This is a genomic window from Bradyrhizobium sp. USDA 10063 (genome assembly GCF_054063735.1).
Genome location: NZ_JBSSGP010000002.1, coordinates 9,166,734 through 9,186,230 on the forward strand (window position 1 = coordinate 9,166,734; position 19,497 = coordinate 9,186,230).

At 64.7% G+C, this 19,497-nt stretch carries 12 protein-coding genes; 10 read left to right on the top strand and 2 right to left on the bottom strand.

Annotated elements, in window-relative coordinates; translation table 11 throughout:
- Positions 1–30 precede the first annotated feature (30 nt).
- The 6 genes from ACVJGD_RS44615 to ACVJGD_RS44640 all read left to right on the top strand — a co-directional run bounded on the left by ACVJGD_RS44615 (position 31) and on the right by ACVJGD_RS44640 (position 10,591).
- Positions 31–1,116 (top strand): malate/lactate/ureidoglycolate dehydrogenase, encoded by a 1,086-nt coding sequence (locus tag ACVJGD_RS44615; RefSeq protein WP_456640582.1) that lies wholly within the window; start codon positions 31–33, stop codon positions 1,114–1,116.
- Positions 1,117–1,243: 127 nt separating this feature from the next.
- Positions 1,244–2,023, top strand: coding sequence for an HpcH/HpaI aldolase family protein (locus ACVJGD_RS44620; RefSeq protein ID WP_456640028.1), 780 nt, complete (start codon positions 1,244–1,246; stop codon positions 2,021–2,023).
- Positions 2,024–2,161: 138 nt separating this feature from the next.
- The gene (locus ACVJGD_RS44625; RefSeq protein WP_456640029.1) at positions 2,162–3,685 is read left to right on the top strand and encodes a UxaA family hydrolase; all 1,524 of its coding nucleotides are present in this window, start codon (positions 2,162–2,164) and stop codon (positions 3,683–3,685) included.
- A 224-nt stretch (positions 3,686–3,909) separates the two neighbouring features.
- A complete protein-coding gene (locus ACVJGD_RS44630; RefSeq protein WP_456640030.1) occupies positions 3,910–7,173 on the top strand; it encodes a transglutaminase family protein in 3,264 nt (1,087 codons plus the stop codon).
- 20 nt (positions 7,174–7,193) lie between these two features.
- A complete protein-coding gene (locus tag ACVJGD_RS44635) occupies positions 7,194–9,716 on the top strand; it encodes a circularly permuted type 2 ATP-grasp protein (RefSeq protein ID WP_456640031.1) in 2,523 nt (840 codons plus the stop codon).
- Positions 9,713–10,591, top strand: coding sequence for a transglutaminase family protein (locus tag ACVJGD_RS44640; RefSeq protein WP_456640032.1), 879 nt, complete (start codon positions 9,713–9,715; stop codon positions 10,589–10,591). The genes ACVJGD_RS44635 and ACVJGD_RS44640 overlap by 4 nt, the downstream gene beginning before the upstream one ends.
- A 13-nt stretch (positions 10,592–10,604) precedes the next feature.
- Here ACVJGD_RS44640 and ACVJGD_RS44645 read toward each other — a convergent pair whose 3' ends face one another.
- Positions 10,605–11,594 carry a helix-turn-helix domain-containing protein gene (locus ACVJGD_RS44645; protein ID WP_456640033.1) on the bottom strand — a complete coding sequence of 330 codons (990 nt, stop codon included), beginning with the start codon at positions 11,592–11,594 and terminating at the stop codon, positions 10,605–10,607.
- A 456-nt stretch (positions 11,595–12,050) separates the two neighbouring features.
- Between ACVJGD_RS44645 and ACVJGD_RS44650 the strand changes: the two genes are divergently transcribed.
- A complete protein-coding gene (locus ACVJGD_RS44650) occupies positions 12,051–13,034 on the top strand; it encodes a formylglycine-generating enzyme family protein (RefSeq protein WP_456640034.1) in 984 nt (327 codons plus the stop codon).
- 175 nt (positions 13,035–13,209) lie between these two features.
- Positions 13,210–14,424, top strand: coding sequence for a sensor histidine kinase (locus ACVJGD_RS44655; RefSeq protein WP_456640035.1), 1,215 nt, complete (start codon positions 13,210–13,212; stop codon positions 14,422–14,424).
- Here ACVJGD_RS44655 and ACVJGD_RS44660 read toward each other — a convergent pair whose 3' ends face one another.
- Positions 14,425–16,173 (bottom strand): methyl-accepting chemotaxis protein, encoded by a 1,749-nt coding sequence (locus ACVJGD_RS44660; protein ID WP_456640036.1) that lies wholly within the window; start codon positions 16,171–16,173, stop codon positions 14,425–14,427.
- A gap of 206 nt (positions 16,174–16,379) precedes the next feature.
- Here ACVJGD_RS44660 and ACVJGD_RS44665 point away from each other — a divergent pair, with 206 nt between their 5' ends.
- Together ACVJGD_RS44665 and ACVJGD_RS44670 are read left to right on the top strand one after the other, a co-directional pair.
- On the top strand, positions 16,380–17,762 hold the full coding sequence (locus tag ACVJGD_RS44665) for an ethanolamine ammonia-lyase subunit EutB (RefSeq protein WP_456640037.1): 1,383 nt from the start codon (positions 16,380–16,382) through the stop codon (positions 17,760–17,762).
- A gap of 142 nt (positions 17,763–17,904) precedes the next feature.
- Positions 17,905–19,491, top strand: coding sequence for a B12-binding domain-containing radical SAM protein (locus ACVJGD_RS44670; RefSeq protein WP_456640038.1), 1,587 nt, complete (start codon positions 17,905–17,907; stop codon positions 19,489–19,491).
- Positions 19,492–19,497: the final 6 nt, after the last annotated feature.

Genomic DNA, 19,497 nt, shown 5'->3' on the forward strand with positions numbered 1-19,497 from the left:
GCTCCAACCAACGAAGCGAGTGACATGTCCATGGTGACGATCAAGGTCGATAATCTCATCAATTTTGTTGCCGAAGTCTTTTCCCACGCCGAATCTTCGCCCGAAGAAGCCCGTCGCATTGCAACATATTTGACCACCGCCAATCTCACCGGGCACGACAGCCACGGCGTGATCCGCGTGCCCGTCTATATCCGCTGGAAGAAGATGGGCTCGGTGGTCCCCAACCAGACTGCCGAGGTCGTGGTCGATACGCCGTCACTGGCCGTCGTCGACGGTAAGTTCGGTTACGGGCAGACGGTCGCGCCGGTCGCCGTCAAGATCGGCATCGAGAAGTGCAAGAAGGCCGGACTTGCCGCGGTTGCGCTGCGCAACGCCGGCCATATCGGTCGCGTCGGCGATTGGGCGGAGATGGCCGCCGCCGAAGGGCTGGTGTCGGTGCATTTCGTCAATGCCGCCGGCTCGCTTCTGGTTGCGCCGTTCGGCGGCGTCGAGAAGCGGCTGTCGACCGCGCCCTATTGCGTCGGCATTCCGCGCCAGGGCCAGGACCCGATCGTGCTCGATTTCGCCACTTCGATCGTCGCCGAGGGCAAGGTCCTGGTCGCAAGCCGCGGCGGCAAGAAACTGCCGGTTGGCGCGCTGGTCGATTCCGACGGCAGCCTGAGCGAGGATCCGCACGTGCTGTACGGACCGTACACCCCGGATGGACCGCGCGATCACACCAAGGGCACGGGCGCGATCCGTGCGTTCGGCGAGCACAAGGGCTCGGGCCTGGCGTTCATCTGCGAACTGCTCGGCGGCGCACTGACGGGGACGGGCGCGACTGCGCCGGACCGGCGTTTCGCCAATGGCATGCTGGCCTTCTACGTCGATCCCAAGGTGGTCGATCCCGCCAATTTCTTCGACGGCGAAATCTCGCGCTACGTGGACTTCATCCGCGACACCAAGCCGATTGCCGGCACCGACAAAGTGCTGATTCCTGGCGACCCTGAAAGAAAGACCCGTGCCGAGCGCACCAGGAACGGCATCCCCTTGCCTGACGACACCTGGGCGGCGATAGTGAACACCGCGCGCGAAGTCGGCGTCAGCGAAGTCAGCATCCAGCGGGCAACGAGCTAACTCCGTCATTGCGAGCGGAGCGAAGCAATCCGTAGCGCCGCTTGCTGAAGTACGGATTGCTTCGTCGCTATCGCTCCTCGCAATGACGGCATGGCCATGACGGTGAGAAAAAGGGAAGGAAAGCAAAGTGGCAAATAACAAGGTCAAACAAGTCTGGGCGTCGGGCAAAGCGGTTGTGAACGCGTGGCTGGCGATCCCGTCCGGCTTTTCGGCCGAAGTGATCGCGCAATGCGGCTTCGACAGCGTCACCGTCGACATGCAGCACGGTGTGCAGGACTATCTCTCGATGGTGCAGTGTTTCCAGGCGATGAATGCCCACCCGGTGACGCCGATGGTGCGCGTGCCCTGGAATGAGCCTGGCATCATCGGCAAGGTACTCGACGGCGGCGCCTATGGCGTGATCTGCCCGATGGTCAACACGCCCCAGGAAGCCAAGAACCTCGTCTCCTATGCCAAGTATCCGCCGAAGGGCACGCGCTCGAACGGCCCGATCCGCTCCGGCATGTATGGCTCGGCCGGCACCTATCAGCAGACCGCGAACGACGAGATCGTGCTGCTGCCGATGATGGAAACCCGGACCGCGGTCGAGAATATGGAAGCGATCCTCGATGTCGAGGGCATCGACGGCGTCTATATCGGTCCATCCGATCTCGGCTTTTCCTACGGCCTGGTGCCGAAGCTCGACCGCGACGAGCCGGAGATCCTCAAGATCTACGAAAAGATCGTGAAAGAATGCGGCAAGCGTGGTCTCAATCCCGGCATCCATTGCAGCGGCGCCGAAGGCGCGGTGCGCGCCATCAATATGGGCTTCAAACTCGTCACGCTCTCGAACGAGAGCGGATTGATGATGACCTACGCCAAGATGCAGGTGAACCAGACCCGCAAGGAGTCCGGCGGAAAAGCGTGAGAAGACGCGAATAGCGAAATGGCGAATAGCGAGTAGGGAGTGGCGAATAGGGATTAGCAAGGCGGGATCAGCGACCCTATTCGCTACTCGCCATTCGCTATTCGCTTCTCCAGCTATTCGCCTCCAAAGGAGAATCCCATGGCCACAGCACCCGTGATCTGCCTGCATCCCGAGGACAGCGTGCTGATCGCGCGCGCGAGCCTGCCGCCGGGGCTTGAGGTCGCGAGCGGCGTCACCACCGTCGACCGCATTCCGGCGGGCCACAAGGTCGCGATCAGGCCGATCGCGGAGGGTGAGCCGATCAAGCGCTATGGCCAGATCATCGGTTTTGCCACGGCGCCGATCACGCCGGGCCAGCATGTGCACACCCAGAATTGCGGCATGGGCGATTTCGCCAAGGACTATGCTTACGGCGTCGATGTCAAGCCGGTGCCGAATTTCGATCTGCCGGCGACCTTCGACGGCATCCGCCGTCCCGACGGACGGGTCGCGACGCGCAACTATATCGGCATCCTCACCTCGGTGAATTGCAGCGCCCATGTGGCTAGCCTCGTCGCCGACGTCTTCAAGAAGAATCCGTTCACCGGCGACAATCCGCTGGCCGATTTCCCGAATGTCGATGGCGTGGTCGCACTCACCCACAAGACCGGTTGCGGCATGACGCAGGATGAGCCCTTGGCGCTGCTTCGCCGCACGCTCGGCGGTTACGCGCGGCATGCGAATTTCTCCGCCGTGATCGTGCTCGGCCTCGGTTGCGAAGTGAACCAGATCGGCGGCCTGATGCAGGAGCAGAAGCTCGCCGGCCGGCTGCGCGCGATGGACATCCAGGAAGTCGGCGGCACCCGCAAGACCGTGGAAGCCGGCGTCGCCTTCGTGCGTGAGGCACTGGCAGATGCCAACAAGGTCAAGCGCGAGAAGGTCGCCGCGAGCGAACTGACGGTGGCGCTGCAGTGCGGCGGCTCCGACGGCTATTCCGGCGTTTCCGCCAACCCGGCGCTTGGTGCAGCCAGCGATCTCCTCGTGCGGCACGGCGGCACCGTGATCTTATCCGAGACTCCGGAGACCTATGGCGCCGAGCATCTGCTGACACGTCGCGCCGTCAGCCGCGAGGTCGGCGAGAAGCTGGTCGGCCTGATGCGCTGGTGGGAAGAATATACGCAGCGCGAAGGCGCCGAGATGAACGCCAATCCCAGCCCCGGCAACAAGGCCGGCGGCCTCACCACGATCCTCGAGAAGTCCCTCGGCGCGATGGCGAAGGCGGGCAGCACCAATCTCGTTGACGTCCTGCACTACGCGGAGCCGGTGACCAAGCGGGGTTTCGTGTTCATGGACACGCCCGGCTACGATCCCGTTGCCGCGACGGGGCAGGTCGCGGGGGGCGCTAATCTGGTCTGCTTCACCACCGGCCGCGGCAGCGTGTTCGGCTGCAAGCCCGCACCCTCGATCAAGCTCGCCACCAACACGCCCATGTACAAGCGCATGGAAGACGACATGGACGTCAATTGCGGCACCATCCTCGATGGCGAGGAGAGCGTGCAGGAATGCGGCCAACGTATCTTTGACTTGATGCTGAAGACGGCATCCGGCCAGCCGACCAAGAGCGAGAGCTTCGATTTCGGCGGCGCCGAATTCGCGCCGTGGGTGCTGGGCGCGACGATGTGAGAGGGCGATCGCAGGCGGTTGCCACAGCCGTCATTGCGAGCGGAGCGAAGCAATCCATCGCGCAGCGAGCGGAGGGATGGATTGCTTCGTCGCTTACGCTCCTCGCAATGACGGCGTCTGTAAGGACCTCAAGCCCGCCTCATAGGCACCCGTGCCCGTTGTTAGTGCTTGCTGTCGGCCGGAACCAGTGTTCTGCTTAAAAAAGCTGCTGGAGTCCGTCATCCGTGTCGATCTTCGTCGCACTGCATCACGTCACGCATTACAAGTACGACCGGCCGATCGACCTCGGGCCCCAGACCATTCGCCTGCGTCCGGCGCCGCACACGCGCACGCCGATCCTGAGCTACTCGCTCAAGGTCACGCCAGCCAATCACTTCGTCAACTGGCAGCAGGATCCGCAAGGCAATTGGCTCGCGCGGCTGGTGTTTCCGGAGAAGGCGACCGAACTCAAGATCGAGGTCGATTTCACGGCGCAGATGACCGTGATCAATCCGTTCGACTTTTTCGTCGAGTCCTACGCCACCTCCTATCCGTTCCAATACACCAGCGATCTCAAGAACGAGCTCGCGCCCCATCTCGCAACGATCGAGCCCGGGCCGCTGCTCGACGACTATCTGAAAGAGATTCCGCGCGAGGCCGACAGCACCGTCAATTTCCTTGTCGACCTCAACGCAAAGCTGCGCGAGAAAATCCGCTACGTCATCCGCATGGAGCCCGGCGTGCAGACGCCGGAGCAGACGCTTGCCGCCGGCGCGGGCTCCTGCCGTGACTCGGCATGGCTGTTGATCCAGATTCTGCGCCATCTCGGTTTTGCTGCACGCTTCGTCTCCGGCTATCTGGTCCAGCTTCGTCCCGATATCGATCCGGTCGAGGGCCCCCGCGAGGTCGAGAACGACTTCACCGATCTGCATGCCTGGGCCGAAGTCTATCTGCCCGGTGCGGGGTGGATCGGCTTCGACGTCACCTCGGGCATGCTGACGGGCGAGGGGCACATCCCCGTTGCAGCCACGCCGCATTACCGCTCGGCCGCGCCGATCTCCGGCACCGCCGGTTTTGCAAACGTCGACTTCGCCTTCGAGATGAGCGTCAAGCGCATCCGCGAGGCGCCGCGGATCACAAAGCCGTTCTCGGATGAATCCTGGGCGCGGCTCGACGCGCTCGGCGAACAGGTCGATGCCGACTTGAAGACCGAAGACGTGCGGCTGACCATGGGCGGCGAGCCGACCTTCGTCTCGGTCGACGATCTCGAAGCGCCGGAATGGAATATCGCCGCGGTCGGTCCGACCAAGCGCGCCCTTGCCGATGATCTCATCCGCCGCCTTCGCGATCGTTTCGCGCCTGGCGGCTTGCTGCATTATGGCCAGGGCAAATGGTATCCGGGCGAGAGCCTGCCGCGCTGGGCCTTCGGCCTCTTCTGGCGCAAGGACGGCGGGCCGATCTGGAAGAACGCCGATCTGATCGCGACGATCGAGAATCCACGCAAGGCCGAGATCAAGGACGCTCAGCGCTTCGCGGAGACCATGGCGCAGAAGCTCGGGCTTGCCGCCGACTACGTGATGCCGGCCTTCGAGGATCCCGCGTTTTGGATTCAGCGCGAAGCCGCGCTCCCCGCCAATGTCAGTCCCGAAAATTCGAAACTATCCGATCCGGAAGAGCGCTCGCGCCTGGCACGGGTGTTCGATCAGGGACTGACGACACCAAAAGGATATGTGCTGCCGATCCAGCGTTTCAGTCCTCTCGCCGGCGCGCGCGTCCGTTGGCGCAGCGAGCACTGGAAGATCCGGCGCAGCCATCTGTTCCTGTCGCCGGGCGATTCCCCGCTCGGCCTGCGGCTGCCGATCTCCTCGCTCGAATACGTGGCGCCGGAGGATTATCCCTACATCATCGAGACCGATCCGATGGCGCCGCGCGACGCCTTGCCGGATTTCGACGAGGAATTGAAGCGCCTGCTCCAGGACCTCCCGGAGCCGCCGCCGGTGCGCACGGCGATGTCGATCGAAATCCGCGACGGCACGTTGTGCGCCTTCATGCCACCGGTCGAGAAGGTGGACGACTATCTCGAACTGGTGGCGGCGATCGAGGCGACAGCCGAAGAATTGCAGATGCCGGTGCATGTCGAGGGCTATGCGCCGCCGTTCGACCCACGCATCGAGGTCATCAAGGTCACGCCCGATCCCGGCGTGATCGAGATCAACATCCAGCCGGCGCAAAGCTGGCGCGAGGCGGTCGATATCACTTTCGGCCTCTATGAGGACGCCGCGAAAGTGCGGCTCGGCGCCAACCGTTTCCTGATCGATGGCCGCCACACTGGCACGGGCGGCGGCAATCACGTCGTCGTGGGTGGCAGCAACCCGCAGGACTCGCCGTTCCTGCGGCGTCCTGATTTGTTGAAGAGCCTCGTGCTGTATTGGCAGCGGCATCCATCGCTATCCTATCTGTTCTCCGGCATGTTCATCGGCCCGACCAGCCAGGCGCCGCGCATCGACGAGGCGCGGCATGACGGGCTCTATGAACTCGAGATCGCGCTCGCCCACGTGCCGCCGGCGGGCGTCGAGGCGCCGCTATGGCTGGCGGACCGGCTGTTCCGGCACATCCTGGTCGACATCACCGGCAATACCCACCGCGCCGAGATCTGCATCGACAAGCTGTATTCGCCCGATGGCCCGACCGGCCGGCTCGGCCTGGTCGAATTCCGCGCGCTCGAAATGCCGCCCGATCCCAGGATGTCGCTGGCGCAGCAGCTCCTGATCCGCGCGCTGATCGCAAAACTCTGGCGCGAGCCGCAGCAGGGCAAATTCGTACGTTGGGGCACCACGCTGCATGATCGCTTCATGCTGCCGCATTTCCTCTGGGAAGATTTTTTGGACGTGCTCGCCGACCTCGGGCAATCCGGCTACGATTTCTCACCGGAATGGTACACAGCACAGCTCGAATTCCGCTTCCCGATGTTCGGCCGGGTCCACCATGGCGGTGTCGCGCTGGAACTGCGGCAAGCGCTCGAGCCATGGCACGTGCTGGGCGAGGAGGGATCTGCTGGCGGCACCGTCCGCTATGTCGATTCCTCGGTCGAGCGGCTGCAGGTCAAGGCATCGGGCTTTGTCGAGGGCCGTCACGTCGTCACCTGCAACGGCAGGCGGATGCCGACGACAGGGACCGGCCGTTCGGGGGAGGCGGTCGCGGGCGTCCGCTTCAAGGCCTGGCAGCCGGCTTCCGGCCTGCATCCGACCATCCCGGTGCATGCACCGCTGACCTTTGACCTGATCGACACCTGGAACGGCCGCTCGCTCGGCGGCTGCGTCTACCATGTCGCCCATCCCGGCGGCCGCAGCTACGAGACCAAGCCGGTCAATTCCTACGAGGCCGAGGCGCGGCGGCTGGCCCGCTTCCAGGACCACGGCCACACCCCCGGCAGGATCGAGCCGCCGCCGGAAGAACGCACAATTGAATTCCCGCTGACCCTCGACTTGCGGACGCCGCTCCTGCATTGATTGCAACAGGAGCGTCGGGAATGACCGGATCGGTCGGCAACAATCAGGAGAACAGGGCCCGCCCGGGCCAGCGCCGCATGGCGCAGTGGTCGCGCGACTATGCGCGGCTGCCCGGCATTCCCGATGAATATATTGGCCCGGACGGCACGCCGCGGCCGGTCTGGACCCGCTTCTTCGATGCCTTCGCTGCGCTGTCGCCAGCCGAGATCGAGCGCCGCTTCGCCGCCGCCGACCGGCATCTGCGCGACGCCGGCGTCACCTATCGTGCGCCCGGCGAAACGTCCGACCGGCTGTGGCCGCTGAGCCACCTGCCGCTGATCATCGATGAGCCCGACTGGCAGCAGTTGGTTTCCGGCATCACGCAGCGGGCGCAACTGCTCGAGATGGTCCTGCGCGACATCTATGGCGAGGGTCGCCTGCTCGCGGACGGCGCGATCCCGGCCGCCGCGATTGCGGGCAGCAGCGAATATCTGCGCGCCGTCAGCGGCATCAAGCCGCCGGGCGGGCGCTACCTCCACCTCTATGCCGCCGATGTCGGCCGCGGGCCGGACGGCCGCTGGTGGGTGCTCGGCGACCGTACGCAGGCGCCGTCCGGCGCGGGTTACGCGCTGGAAAACCGCCTGGTGCTCTCGCGCGCCTTTGCGGGCCTCTACAAGTCGATGAATGTCGAACGCGTTGCGCCGTTCTTCGAAGCGTTCCGGGACGCGCTGCGCGCCAGCGCCGACCGCGACGAGCCGCGCATCGGTCTGCTGACGCCCGGCTCGTTCAACGAGACCTATTTCGAGCACGCGACGCTGGCGCGCTATCTCGGCTTCCTGCTGGTCGAGGGCGACGATCTCGCCGTCAGCGGCGACCGAGTCCACATCCGCACCGTTGCCGGGCTGAAGCGGCTCGACGTGCTGCTGCGCCGGGTCGATTCCAACTGGCTCGATCCGCTCGAGCTCAACGCCTCCTCGCATCTCGGCGTGCCCGGTTTGATCGAAGTGTTGCGCAAGGGCGGTGTCGTCGTCGCCAACATGCCGGGTTCGGGCGTGCTCGAGTCACGGGCGCTGCTCGGTTTCCTGCCGAGCCTCTGCCGCCGCCTGCTCGGCGAAGAACTGGAAATGCCGCATATCGCGACCTGGTGGTGCGGCCAGAAGGCCGCGCGCGAACAGGTGCTGTCGCGGCTCGATGATTTCGCGATCGAAAGCGCCTATGGCCGGGGTGTCCCGGGTTTTGCGAGCCATGGCCCCGTGCTCGCGAGCGAATTGTCGCCGAGCGAACGCGAACGGCTGAAGAGCGCCATCGCCGAGCGCGGTATCGATTTTGTCGGCCAGGAACTGGTGCGGCTGTCGACCACGCCGGTGTGGGAGAACGGCCAGCTCACGCCGCGTCCCTTCGTACTTCGCGTCTTTGCTGCGGCCACGCCGAGCGGCTGGACGATCCTGCCCGGCGGCTTCTGCCGGATCGCCGAACAGGCGGATGCCCGTGCGGTGTCGATGGGTGACGGCGCGCGCGCCGCGGATGTCTGGGTGGTGTCGGAAAAAGCGGTCTCGACCGCGAGCCTGTTGCCCGCCGGCGATACCGTGCGCATCCGCCGCATCGCCGGCGTGTTGCCGAGCCGTGCCGCCGACAATCTGTTCTGGCTCGGCCGCTATCTCGAACGCGCCGAAGCGACGCTGCGATTGATCCGCGCGCTCGGCTCGCCGATGCGCGACTCGAACAAGGCGAGCTCGACCGGCCCGTCCAACATTCATTCAGTCGAGCGCATCCAGCGCATGCTGGTGGCCTGGGGCGCGAGCTCGCAGACGGCGCGAGCGAACCCGGCCAAGGTCGTCGCCGAAGCCTTGCAGAGCGAGGAGCGGTTCGGCTCGGCGCTGTCGCTGGTGCGCGCCGCGCAGCGCACCGCCACCTCGCTGCGCGAACGCCTGTCGCCGGACGCCTGGCAGGTCATCACCGAGATGGTGGACCGGCTCGGCGAGGAAGTCGAGGATGACGACGGCGTCATCAGCGCGGCCGAGCTGACGCTGCAGGAACTGGCGAGCTTTGCGGGCCTTGCGCAGGAGAACATGAACCGCGCCGCGGGCTGGCGCTTCCTCGAGATGGGCCGCCGCGCCGAGCGCGCCATCAACACCACCCGCTTCGCACGGCAGTTCGCCTATGACGAGGCTGGCGACGAAGACCTCGACATCCTGCTGACGCTCGTCGATTGCCAGATCACCTATCGCTCGCGCTATCTGGTGACGCCGATCCTCGCGCCGGTGCGCGATCTCGCCGTGCTCGACCCCTACAACCCGCGCTCGGTCGCATTCCAGGTCGAAAGCCTCAACGAACACATCGCAGCGCTGCCGAGCCTGAAGCAATACGGGATGATCGAGCGCCCGCAGCGGCTCGCGGTCGCGCTGCAGGCCATGCTCGCGACGGCGGAAGCGGCGACACTTGATATCAAGACGCTGTTCTCGCTGGAACAGGACCTGCTCAATCTCGCCGACGCCATCGGGCTGCATTATTTCCCGCACGGGCCCAACGCGAGCCGGCCGGAGAAGCTGACGGGCCTCGCGTGATCTACGATATCAGGCACGTCACCACCTACTCCTACGAAAGCCCGGTGAATGTCGCGCGATGCTCGCTGCGGCTGGAGCCGCAAAGCGGCAACGGGCAGGAGCTGATTTCCCACAGCGTCGAGATCAGGCCGCGGCCTGCGGAGCGCACGGCGCGGCGCGACTTCTTCGGCACGCACACCGAAAGCATCCTGATCGAGACCGCGCATCGCAACTTGCGCATCGACTCGCGCTCGCGCGTCTCGGTCGCGCGCCATGCGCCCGGCCGCACCGCGCCGAGCCCATCCTGGGAGAGCGTGCGCGATGTTGCGTTCGAGGCGACGAGTCTCGGACCATCCTCGCCGGTCGGCTATGTTTTTGCGAGCGCGCTGGTGCCGGTGCTCGGACCGCTCACGGCCTATGCGTCCGCAAGCTTTCCGCAAGGAGGCGGCATCCTCGCCGGTGCCGCCGACTTGATGCGCCGCATCCGCAGCGACTTCAGGTACGATTCCAAGGCCACCGTGATCTCGACGCCGCTGACGGAGGTGTTCGAGAAACGCCACGGCGTCTGCCAGGACTTTGCCCATGTGATGATCGCAGGGCTCCGTGGCCTCGGCCTGCCGGCAGCCTATATCAGCGGCTATTTGCGCACCATCCCGCCGCCGGGACAGCCGCGCTTGCAGGGGGCGGATGCGACCCACGCCTGGGTCTCGGTGTGGTGCGGCGCCGACCTCGGCTGGATCGGCTTTGATCCGACCAACGATCTCCTGGTCGAGAACGATCACATCATCCTCTCGGTCGGCCGCGATTTCTCCGACGTCTCTCCGGTCGACGGCATCATCGTCGGCTCGCGCAAGCAGAAGCTGAACGTCGCCGTCGACGTGCTGCTGGTGGAGTGACGCCGTCACCCGCTCAGCGAAATATGGCGACGGACGACGGCAGTCCGCCGGCGCGCTTGCCGCGCAGCGTCTCGGACGGGTACTCGCCGAACAGGTTTCGGTAATATTGGGCGAACCGTCCGAGCTCGATGAAGCCCTGCTGCATCGCGACTTCGCCGACCGTGACCTGTCCGGGCGCGCTTTCCCTGAGCATGGAATGGATGGCGCAAAGACGCTTGTGGCGCAGGAATGTCACCGGGCCTACTCCGAAGACCTCGTGAAAGGCACGATGAAGTCCGCGCCGCGACAGGCTGAATTCGGCGCAGATCTCGGAGATATGCACCGGCCTCGGGCCCACCGTATCGAGATAGTCCTCGACGCGGCGAACGAGCTTCATCGCCGATGGTAGATAGCCGCCCTCGTCCGGCGGCAGCGAATTGACGATGGTCCCCGTCATGCAGTCGATGATGGCGCGCTTCCAGAATTCGGCCGCATCATCGGTAAGCACCGCCTCGTGCCGCGCGAGACTTGAGATGATCTGGGGCAGGCGGCGGGCTGCGACCATGCCGATCGCACGGTGTGTGCGATAGTGACTTTTTTGCAGCCAATGGGCGGGATCGCTGAGCCGCGCGTCGCCGCCGAAGATGGAGCCGAGATCGGCGAGATCGAGCCGGACCGCCGCATAGGTGGATGCGCCGTGGAAGACCCCGTCATGCTCGACCAGCGGCGGGATCACCAGGACGTCGGACGGACGCATGTCGAACGACCAGTGCGTGACGCGATCTTCAGCATCAAGCAGCATGCCAACGATCAGCTTGTCATCGGTCGAAATACGCTGCGTGCGCAGGCCGAGATTGAATGAGCCGATGCTCAGCGAGAAATCTCCGATGCCGACATGGGACAGGGTCCCGCGCAGCCTGCCGCGTCCGAGCTGCATGACATCGACATGGCTGCCCTTGACGCCCCGATGCATGCCTTCGAAGCCATCGAGGTCGCTGATGTTGACCGAAAGGCGTTGCGCCATCTTCGCTCCCCCCGCGGTGGAGCAGTGCCGGCCCCGACAACAAGCGGGAAACGGAGAAGTTCCTGCCACACCATGGCACCGATTTGTTCTGCCGATTCGGGTTTCGCGATGGCGCTCGTGCGGCAGCAATTTTCTCTGCATTCTCGCGAACGCGTTTACCAATCGCGGAAGATCGGTCGAGTCCGGTGGGTTCGCATTACGGCCGTAAGCAACCTTGCCGAAAATTGGCACAATCTGCACATCACAGGCATGCCGAGTTGGTCTATCGTTTGATCCACAACCAAAGCAGGCACGTGATCAGGTCGGATTGGACCGCATCACGCGCGGCGGGAGCGACTGCGCTCACGGCAGCCTGCGCTTCACGACAAGAAACAAGAAAAGGGGCTCACCTGTTGCTGCCGCTGGGCTGGCGGCGCTTGAACCGGAAGGGGCGCGACACCGCGCAAGGCTGGCGCCATGTTTCGGGCAGAGACCGAGTGCAGCAACTTTCAGCCGGATGATCTGCGGACCGAAGACATGGTCTGGATTCCCGGCGGCACGTTCCGGATGGGATCGGACCATCATTACCCCGAAGAAGCGCCATCGCATCGCGTAACGGTCGACGGTTTCTGGATCGACCGAACACCGATCACCAATTGGCAGTTCCGCGAGTTCGTGCTCGCCACCGGCCACATTACCGCAGCCGAGATACCGCCCGGTCCCGCGAACGATCCGGACGCGCCGCCGGACATGCGCCAGGCCGGTTCGCTCGTCTTCACGGCGCCGCGGCGGGTGCGCGATTTGCGCGATACCAGCCAGTGGTGGACGTTCATGCCCGGCGCCAATTGGCGCCATCCATACGGCCCCAAGACCCACATCAACGTGCTCGGCAGCCATCCGGTGGTGCACATCACTTACGCCGACGCATTGGCTTACGCGAAATGGGTCGGAAAGGAATTGCCGACGGAAGCGGAGTGGGAATTCGCCGCGCGTGGCGGGCTCGAGGATGAGGAATACGCCTGGGGCAACGCCTTGATGCCCGGCGGCGTCCACATGGCCAATACCTGGCAGGGCAATTTCCCGGTCCAGAATCTCTGCGAGGACGGCTATGACCGAACCTCGCCGGTGACGGCGTTCCCGCCGAACGGCTACGGCATTCACGACATGATCGGCAACGTCTGGGAGTGGACGACCGACTGGTGGTCGGCGCGCCACGAAGCCGACGCGCAGCACGGCGCTCTGCACAATCCGGTCGGCGGCCGCAAGGAGGCCAGCTACGATCCCGCGCGCCCGCGGGCCCGTATCCCGCGCAAGGTGCTCAAGGGCGGCTCGCATCTCTCGGCGCCAAACTACAGCCGCCGCTATCGTCCTGCCGCACGGCATGCCGAGGCGGTAGATGCCTCCACGAGCCATGTCGGCTTCCGGTGCGTGTTGCGGTCACCCGTGTCCGCATCTCACTAGTACCCCCTGCGCGCCGCGCACCGCCGGAGCGAGCCACCAAGCCCGGAAGGGTCGTTGAATCAGTTCCGATGGTGGGAACGAGTCCATGCCCGCGGGAGTTGATCTCTTTGGCAGCAGGGGAGGCATGGTGTCGAATACTGCAAATGCGAGGCCGGGGGGCGAACCAGCGGCCGTCATGTTGTTCCCGCAGCCGGCGCTGCAATTGGTCTACGACACAGCGCCGATCGGGCTTGCATGCCTGTCACCGGACTGCCGGTATCTGCAGATCAATCAACGTCTTACCGAGATATGCGGATTGTCCGTCGAATACCATCTCGGACGTTCCGTCAGGGATTGCGTGCCGGCGCTGGCCGACTCGGTCGAGCAGGTCGTGCGGTCGATCATGGAGACCGGCGAACCGGTGATCGGTGTCGAAGTCGCCGGTCAACGGGCCGATCAGGTCGGTGAGCGTTTCTGGATGACGTATTGGCACCCGTTGCGCGCGCCAAGCGGCCAGATCGTCGCCATCAATGTTGCGGCGGAGGAGATCACCGAACGGAAGCACAACGAGCAGGCGCTTCGCCAGGCCCGCGACGCGGCCGAGGCTGCGCTGCGCAATCTGCGGGAGGCCCAGGCTTCGCTGGTTGAAGCCGAGAAGCTTGCTGCGCTTGGCCGGATGGTCGCGGGCGTCGCCCATGAAGTCAACAATCCCGTCGGCATCAGCCTGACGGTTGCCTCCTCACTTCAGCGCAGGACCGAGCGCTTTGCAGCCGAGGCCGCGCGCGGCGGTCTCAGGCGCTCGACGTTGACCGAGTTCGTCGACGCGATCAAGGATGCGTCGAACCAGCTTGTGACAAACCTCAATCGCGCGGCCGAACTGGTGAGCGCGTTCAAGCAGGTCGCAGCCGACGACGATCAATCCGAGCGGCGCGAGTTCGATGTTGGCGAATTGACCGGACGGATCCTCCTGAACCTGCGTCCCGAGTTTCAGGAGCGCGGTATCACGTTGAATGCACGGTGCGAGCCAAACCTTCGGATGAACAGCTATCCCGGCCCTTATGGGCAGGTTCTGACCAATCTGGCGTTCAATGTCATCGCGCATGCGTTTCCGGACGGCCGCGGAGGCGCCGTCGATCTGACCGTGCGCGCCGCAGGGTCCGATCATGTCGAGGTGATGTTTGCCGACAACGGTTCAGGGATGAGCGCCGAGACCAGGCGTCGGGCCTTCGATCCCTTCTTCACGACCCGCCGCCACGAAGGCGCGACCGGCCTTGGCCTGCACATCGTCCACAACATCGTGACCGAACGCCTGGGAGGGCGGATCAGGCTGGATAGCGAGGCGGGCAGCGGCACGCGCGTTCAACTGCTCTTGCCGAGGATCGTGGGCGAACAGACCCAGCGGATCGATTGATCACGCACTCCTGCGCGCGCCTTCAACCGGATCGGCGCGCAAATTACCGAAGAATTTCTCGACCTCGCGCGACAGCGTCTCCGCCGTCGCCGTCAACTCGCCGGACGCGGTAAGCACGGATTCCGCGGCGACGGATGTCTTGCCCATGGCCTCGCTGAGCGAGCCGATATTGACCACCAGCGTGTCATTGCCTTGCGCGGCCGCCTGCGCATTGATCGAGATCTCGCGCGTCGCGGCATCCTGCTCGCCGACGGCGCCCGCGATATTCGATGTCACCGCGTTGATCTCGCGCACGGCATTGCCGATCTCGCGCACCGCCTCGACCGAATTGCGCGTCGAGGCCTGGATTGTGCCGATATTCTCGCCGATCTCGACGGTGGCTTTCGCCGTCTGTTCCGCCAGCGCCTTGACCTCATGGGCGACGACCGCAAAGCCTCGGCCGGCCTCGCCGGCGCGCGCGGCCTCGATGGTGGCGTTGAGCGCGAGCAGGTTGGTCTGCTCGGCGATCGCCCGGATCAGCGTGAGCACGCCGTCGATGCGCTGGGTCGCGGCGGCAAGCCCTTCGATCTCGGCGACCGACCTGTCGGTGCGCTGGCCGGCCTGCTCGACCGCGCCGGCGGACTGGCGGACCTGGCGGCCGATCTCCTGCACCGACGCCGACAGTTCTTCGGCGGCGCTGGCGACGGCGGAGACATTGTCGGCGGCCTGCGTGGTGGCGCCGGCGGCCGTCACCGCGCGATCGCTGGCATCGGATGCGACGCTGGCAATCGCCTGCGCCGTATCGCGCATCGAGGCCGCGTTGTCGTTGACCGCGCGCAGCACGGCGCCGATCGCCTCGCGGAACGCTTCCACCGAGGCTTCGATGTGCCTGGTGCGCTCGTCGCGTGCCTGCGATTCCTGCAGCACCTGCGAATTGAGGTTGCGGTTGCGCTGCATCGCCTCCCGGAAGATCTCGATCGCGCGCGCCAGCGCCCCGATCTCGTCGCCGCGCCTTGTGTGGGGAACCGCGACGTTCTCCTCGCCGTCCGCGACCTGCCTGATCGTGGTGGTGATCGCCGAGAGCGGGCGGGCGACCGAGCGCGAGATGATCAGCACGCCGAGCACCACGAGAACCAGAGCCAGGCCGCCGAGGCCGGTCAGGACGAGGGCCATGATGCGGTTGGCGTCGGTCTCCTGCGCCAACTTCTTGCTGCGTTCGGCATAGACCTTCGACAGCGCCTCCAGGTCCTTGTTCAGCGCCGTGCGCACGTCGCGGTTGGCGTCGTTGTCGCCCCATTCGCGGCCCGCGGCGGCGCCGATCTCGATGCCGCGGCGCACGAGCTCCTTGCGGAAATCGACGAACTGCTCGATGCGCTTCCTGAAATTGGCGAACTGCTCGGCATCGTCGGCCTGGACGATCTGCTCCCAGTTCTTGACCACGGCGAGGATGCGCTCGTTGAACTTGAGCAGCCCGTCACCGTATTTCTTCACCGCGGCTGGATCCGTCGACATGTAGATGCCGCGGGATTCCATCACCACCGCATAGACGAGCGAATTGACCCGTTCGACATTCAGCGCCGCGCGGCTTGCCGTCTCCACGGCTTCCGTGAGCTCTGCGTTCCGGCGGCTGTTGTACTCGGACAGGAAGGTGATGGCCGCGGTCAGCACCGCAAACAGCGCAAAAATCGCATACAGCCTGGCAGCAAGCGAAAGCCGGGACGCCATGGCGCGGACAGGGGTGGGGTGGGGGGATGTCGTGATTTCAGCCATTCGCGGCACTCCAGATAGGCCGGTGAGCACCGACGGCCGGTAAAATCATGTAGAATTTTAGTGGAGAAATTCTTAATTCGCGAAGTTTTCCGCATTGCAACCGACGGCCGGGGCGGCAACCAGGCCGGATAACCCATCGGCACCGCTTCTTGCATGGTGATAGGCTATCGATCCAATGAAGCGCGGCCAGCGCGCGGGAACTCGTCATGGTCTATCGCCACGTCATCGGTGCCACCTCCTACGTGTTCAGCGATCTGCGCGAGCTGCTCGCCAAGGCCACGCCGCCACGCTCCGGCGACCGCCTTGCGGGGATCGCAGCCGGCAGTGCGGAGGAGACGATCGCGGCGCGGATCGCGCTCGCCGATGTGCCGCTGAAGCAGTTCCTGAACGAGGCGATCATCCCTTACGAGGGCGACGAGGTTACCCGCCTGATCCTCGACACCCATGATGCAGCAGCTTTTGCCGCTATCTCGTCATTGACCGTCGGCGGCTTTCGCGACTGGCTGCTGTCGGATGCTGCGACCACCGACGCGCTGCGGAAGCTGTCCCGCGGCATCACGCCGGAAATGGCGGCCGCGGTGTCGAAGCTGATGCGCAACCAGGACCTGATCCTGGTCGCGAAGAAATGCGAGGTGACGACCCGCTTCCGCAACACCATCGGGCTGCGCGGCCGGATGAGCACGCGGCTGCAGCCCAACCATCCCTTCGACGACGTCAAGGGCATCACCGCCTCGATCCTCGACGGGCTCCTGCTCGGATCGGGCGACGCCTGCATCGGCATCAATCCGGCAAGCGATGACCCGAATGTCATCGGCGGCCTGCTCCGGCTGCTTGACGACGTCATCACGCGCCTGGCGGTCCCGACCCAGGGCTGCGTGCTGACCCATGTGACGACGACCCTGGGGCTGATCGGGCAGGGCCTGCCGGTCGATCTGGTATTCCAGTCGATTGCCGGAACGGAAGCCGCCAACCGCAGCTTCGGCGTCGATCTGGCGCTGCTCGGCGAAGCGCGCGAGGCGGGGCTGTCGCTCCGCCGCGGCACGGTCGGCGACAACGTCATGTATTTCGAGACCGGGCAGGGCTCGGCGCTGTCGGCTGGCGCCCATCGCGGCGTCGACCAGCAGACCTGCGAGGCTAGAGCCTATGCGGTCGCCCGCGCCTTCCAGCCGTTGCTCGTCAACAGCGTGGTCGGCTTCATCGGCCCGGAATATCTCTACGACGGCAAGGAAATCATCCGCGCCGGCCTCGAGGATCATTTCTGCGGCAAGCTGCTCGGGCTGCCGCTCGGCGTCGACGTCTGCTATACCAACCATGCCGAAGCCGACCAGGACGACATGGACAACCTCCTGACGCTGCTGGCCGCGGCCGGGGTCACCTTCATCATGGGGGTGCCCGGCGCCGATGACGTCATGCTGAATTACCAGTCGACCTCGTTCCACGACGCGCTCTACGTCCGGGATGTCTTCGGCCTCAAGCGGGCGCCCGAATTCGACGATTGGCTGTTGCGCGCAGGCCTCACAGGAAACGACTTCCGGCTTGCCGACGGTGCAGGGCTGCTGCCCGAATTTGCCTCGCGCCTGATCGCCTGAAATTCGGCGTTCCGTCCTCGCAGTGCTCTTTGGCAAAGACCCGTTCCCTGCGCGTGTGCACCGCCACAATCTTGAAGAATTTCTGGCCCAGCGTTTGATGCCGTGCTTACATTTGGTTTAGGCTCGTCTTAAGGAAATTTGGATGAGAGCTGAGGGCATCGAAACGGCACGACGCATCCTCTGCGTCTTCCCGCGCTACACGTCGGCGTTCGGCACGTTCGAATACGCCTATCCCTTGACCGATGGCGTCAAGGCCTTCATGCCGCCGCAAGGTCTCTTGCTGATCGCAGCCTATCTGCCGGAAAACTGGCAGGTCCGCTTCATCGACGAGAACATCCGTCCCGCCGGCAAGGCAGATTTCGAATGGGCGGAGGCGGTGTTCGTCAGTGGCATGCACATCCAGCGCCATCAGATGAACGACATCTGCCGCCGCGCGCATGCCTTCGATCTTGCCGTCGCCCTTGGAGGTCCTTCGGTCAGCGCCTGCCCGGACTACTATCCGTCCTTCGACTATCTTCACGTCGGCGAACTCGGCGACGCCACCAATGAGCTGATCGCGCGGCTTGCGCGCGATCCGTCGCGCCCGCCCGAGCAGGTGGTCCTGAAGACGGTGGACCGTGTGCCGATGACGGCGTTTCCGATCCCTGCCTACGAGCTTGCGGAGACCAAGCGCTATTTCCTCGGCAGCATCCAGTTCTCCAGCGGCTGCCCCTATCAATGCGAATTCTGCGACATCCCCGGCCTCTACGGCCGCAACCCGCGCCTGAAGACGCCGCAACAGATCATCGCCGAGATCGATCGCTTGCGCGAATGCGGCATGACCGACACCATCTATTTCGTCGACGACAATTTCATCGGCAACCGCAAGGCGGCCCTCGACTTGTTGCCGCATCTGATCGAATGGCAGAAAAAGAACGGCTATGCGATGCGGTTCGCCTGCGAGGCGACGCTGAACATCGCCAAGCGGCCCGAGATTCTCGAGAAGATGCGCGACGCCTTCTTCGTCACCATCTTCTGCGGCATCGAGACGCCCGATCCCGATGCGCTGAAGGCGATGCACAAGGACCACAATATGATGGTCCCGATCCTCGAAGGCATCCAGACTATCAATTCCTACGGCATGGAGGTCGTCTCCGGCATCATCATGGGCCTGGACACCGACAAGCCGGAGACCGCGGACGCGCTGCTCACCTTCGTCGACCAGTCCCGCATTCCGTTGCTGACGATCAACCTGCTGCAGGCGCTGCCGAAGACACCGCTCTGGGACCGGCTCGAACGCGAGGGGCGCCTGGTCGAGGACGACAGCCGCGACTCCAATGTCGAGTTCCTTTTGCCCTACGATCAGGTCATCAGTTCCTGGAAGCGGTGCATGGAGGTGGCCTACGAGCCTGAGAAACTGTTCGCGCGCTACCAGCACCAATGCGACTACACCTACGCCAACCGTGTGAAGGTGCCGGTCAGCCCGGAAAAGAAGACCTGGGCCAATATCAGGCGCGGGCTGGTCATGCTGCGCAACATCTTCTGGCAGGTCGGCGTGCTCGGCGACTACAAGCGGACATTCTGGAAATTCGCGCTCGGGCGGCTTCGCCGCGGCGACATCGAGGGATTGATCGCATCCTCGATGATCGCACATCACCTGATCACGTTCGCGCGTGCGGCCTCGAGCGGCCAGCAGAACGCGTCGAACTATTCGATCCGGTTGCGCGAGGCCTCCGTGCCTGCCGAGTAGCCGGAA

Coding starts and splice junctions, on each gene's coding strand:
- ACVJGD_RS44615 (WP_456640582.1), top strand. CDS start 31: ATGGTGACGATCAAGGTCGATAATCTCATCAATTTTGTTGCCGAAGTC.
- ACVJGD_RS44625 (WP_456640029.1), top strand. CDS start 2,162: ATGGCCACAGCACCCGTGATCTGCCTGCATCCCGAGGACAGCGTGCTG.
- ACVJGD_RS44635 (WP_456640031.1), top strand. CDS start 7,194: ATGACCGGATCGGTCGGCAACAATCAGGAGAACAGGGCCCGCCCGGGC.
- ACVJGD_RS44645 (WP_456640033.1), bottom strand. CDS start 11,594: ATGGCGCAACGCCTTTCGGTCAACATCAGCGACCTCGATGGCTTCGAA.
- ACVJGD_RS44650 (WP_456640034.1), top strand. CDS start 12,051: ATGTTTCGGGCAGAGACCGAGTGCAGCAACTTTCAGCCGGATGATCTG.
- ACVJGD_RS44655 (WP_456640035.1), top strand. CDS start 13,210: ATGTTGTTCCCGCAGCCGGCGCTGCAATTGGTCTACGACACAGCGCCG.
- ACVJGD_RS44660 (WP_456640036.1), bottom strand. CDS start 16,173: ATGGCTGAAATCACGACATCCCCCCACCCCACCCCTGTCCGCGCCATG.
- ACVJGD_RS44665 (WP_456640037.1), top strand. CDS start 16,380: ATGGTCTATCGCCACGTCATCGGTGCCACCTCCTACGTGTTCAGCGAT.
- ACVJGD_RS44670 (WP_456640038.1), top strand. CDS start 17,905: ATGAGAGCTGAGGGCATCGAAACGGCACGACGCATCCTCTGCGTCTTC.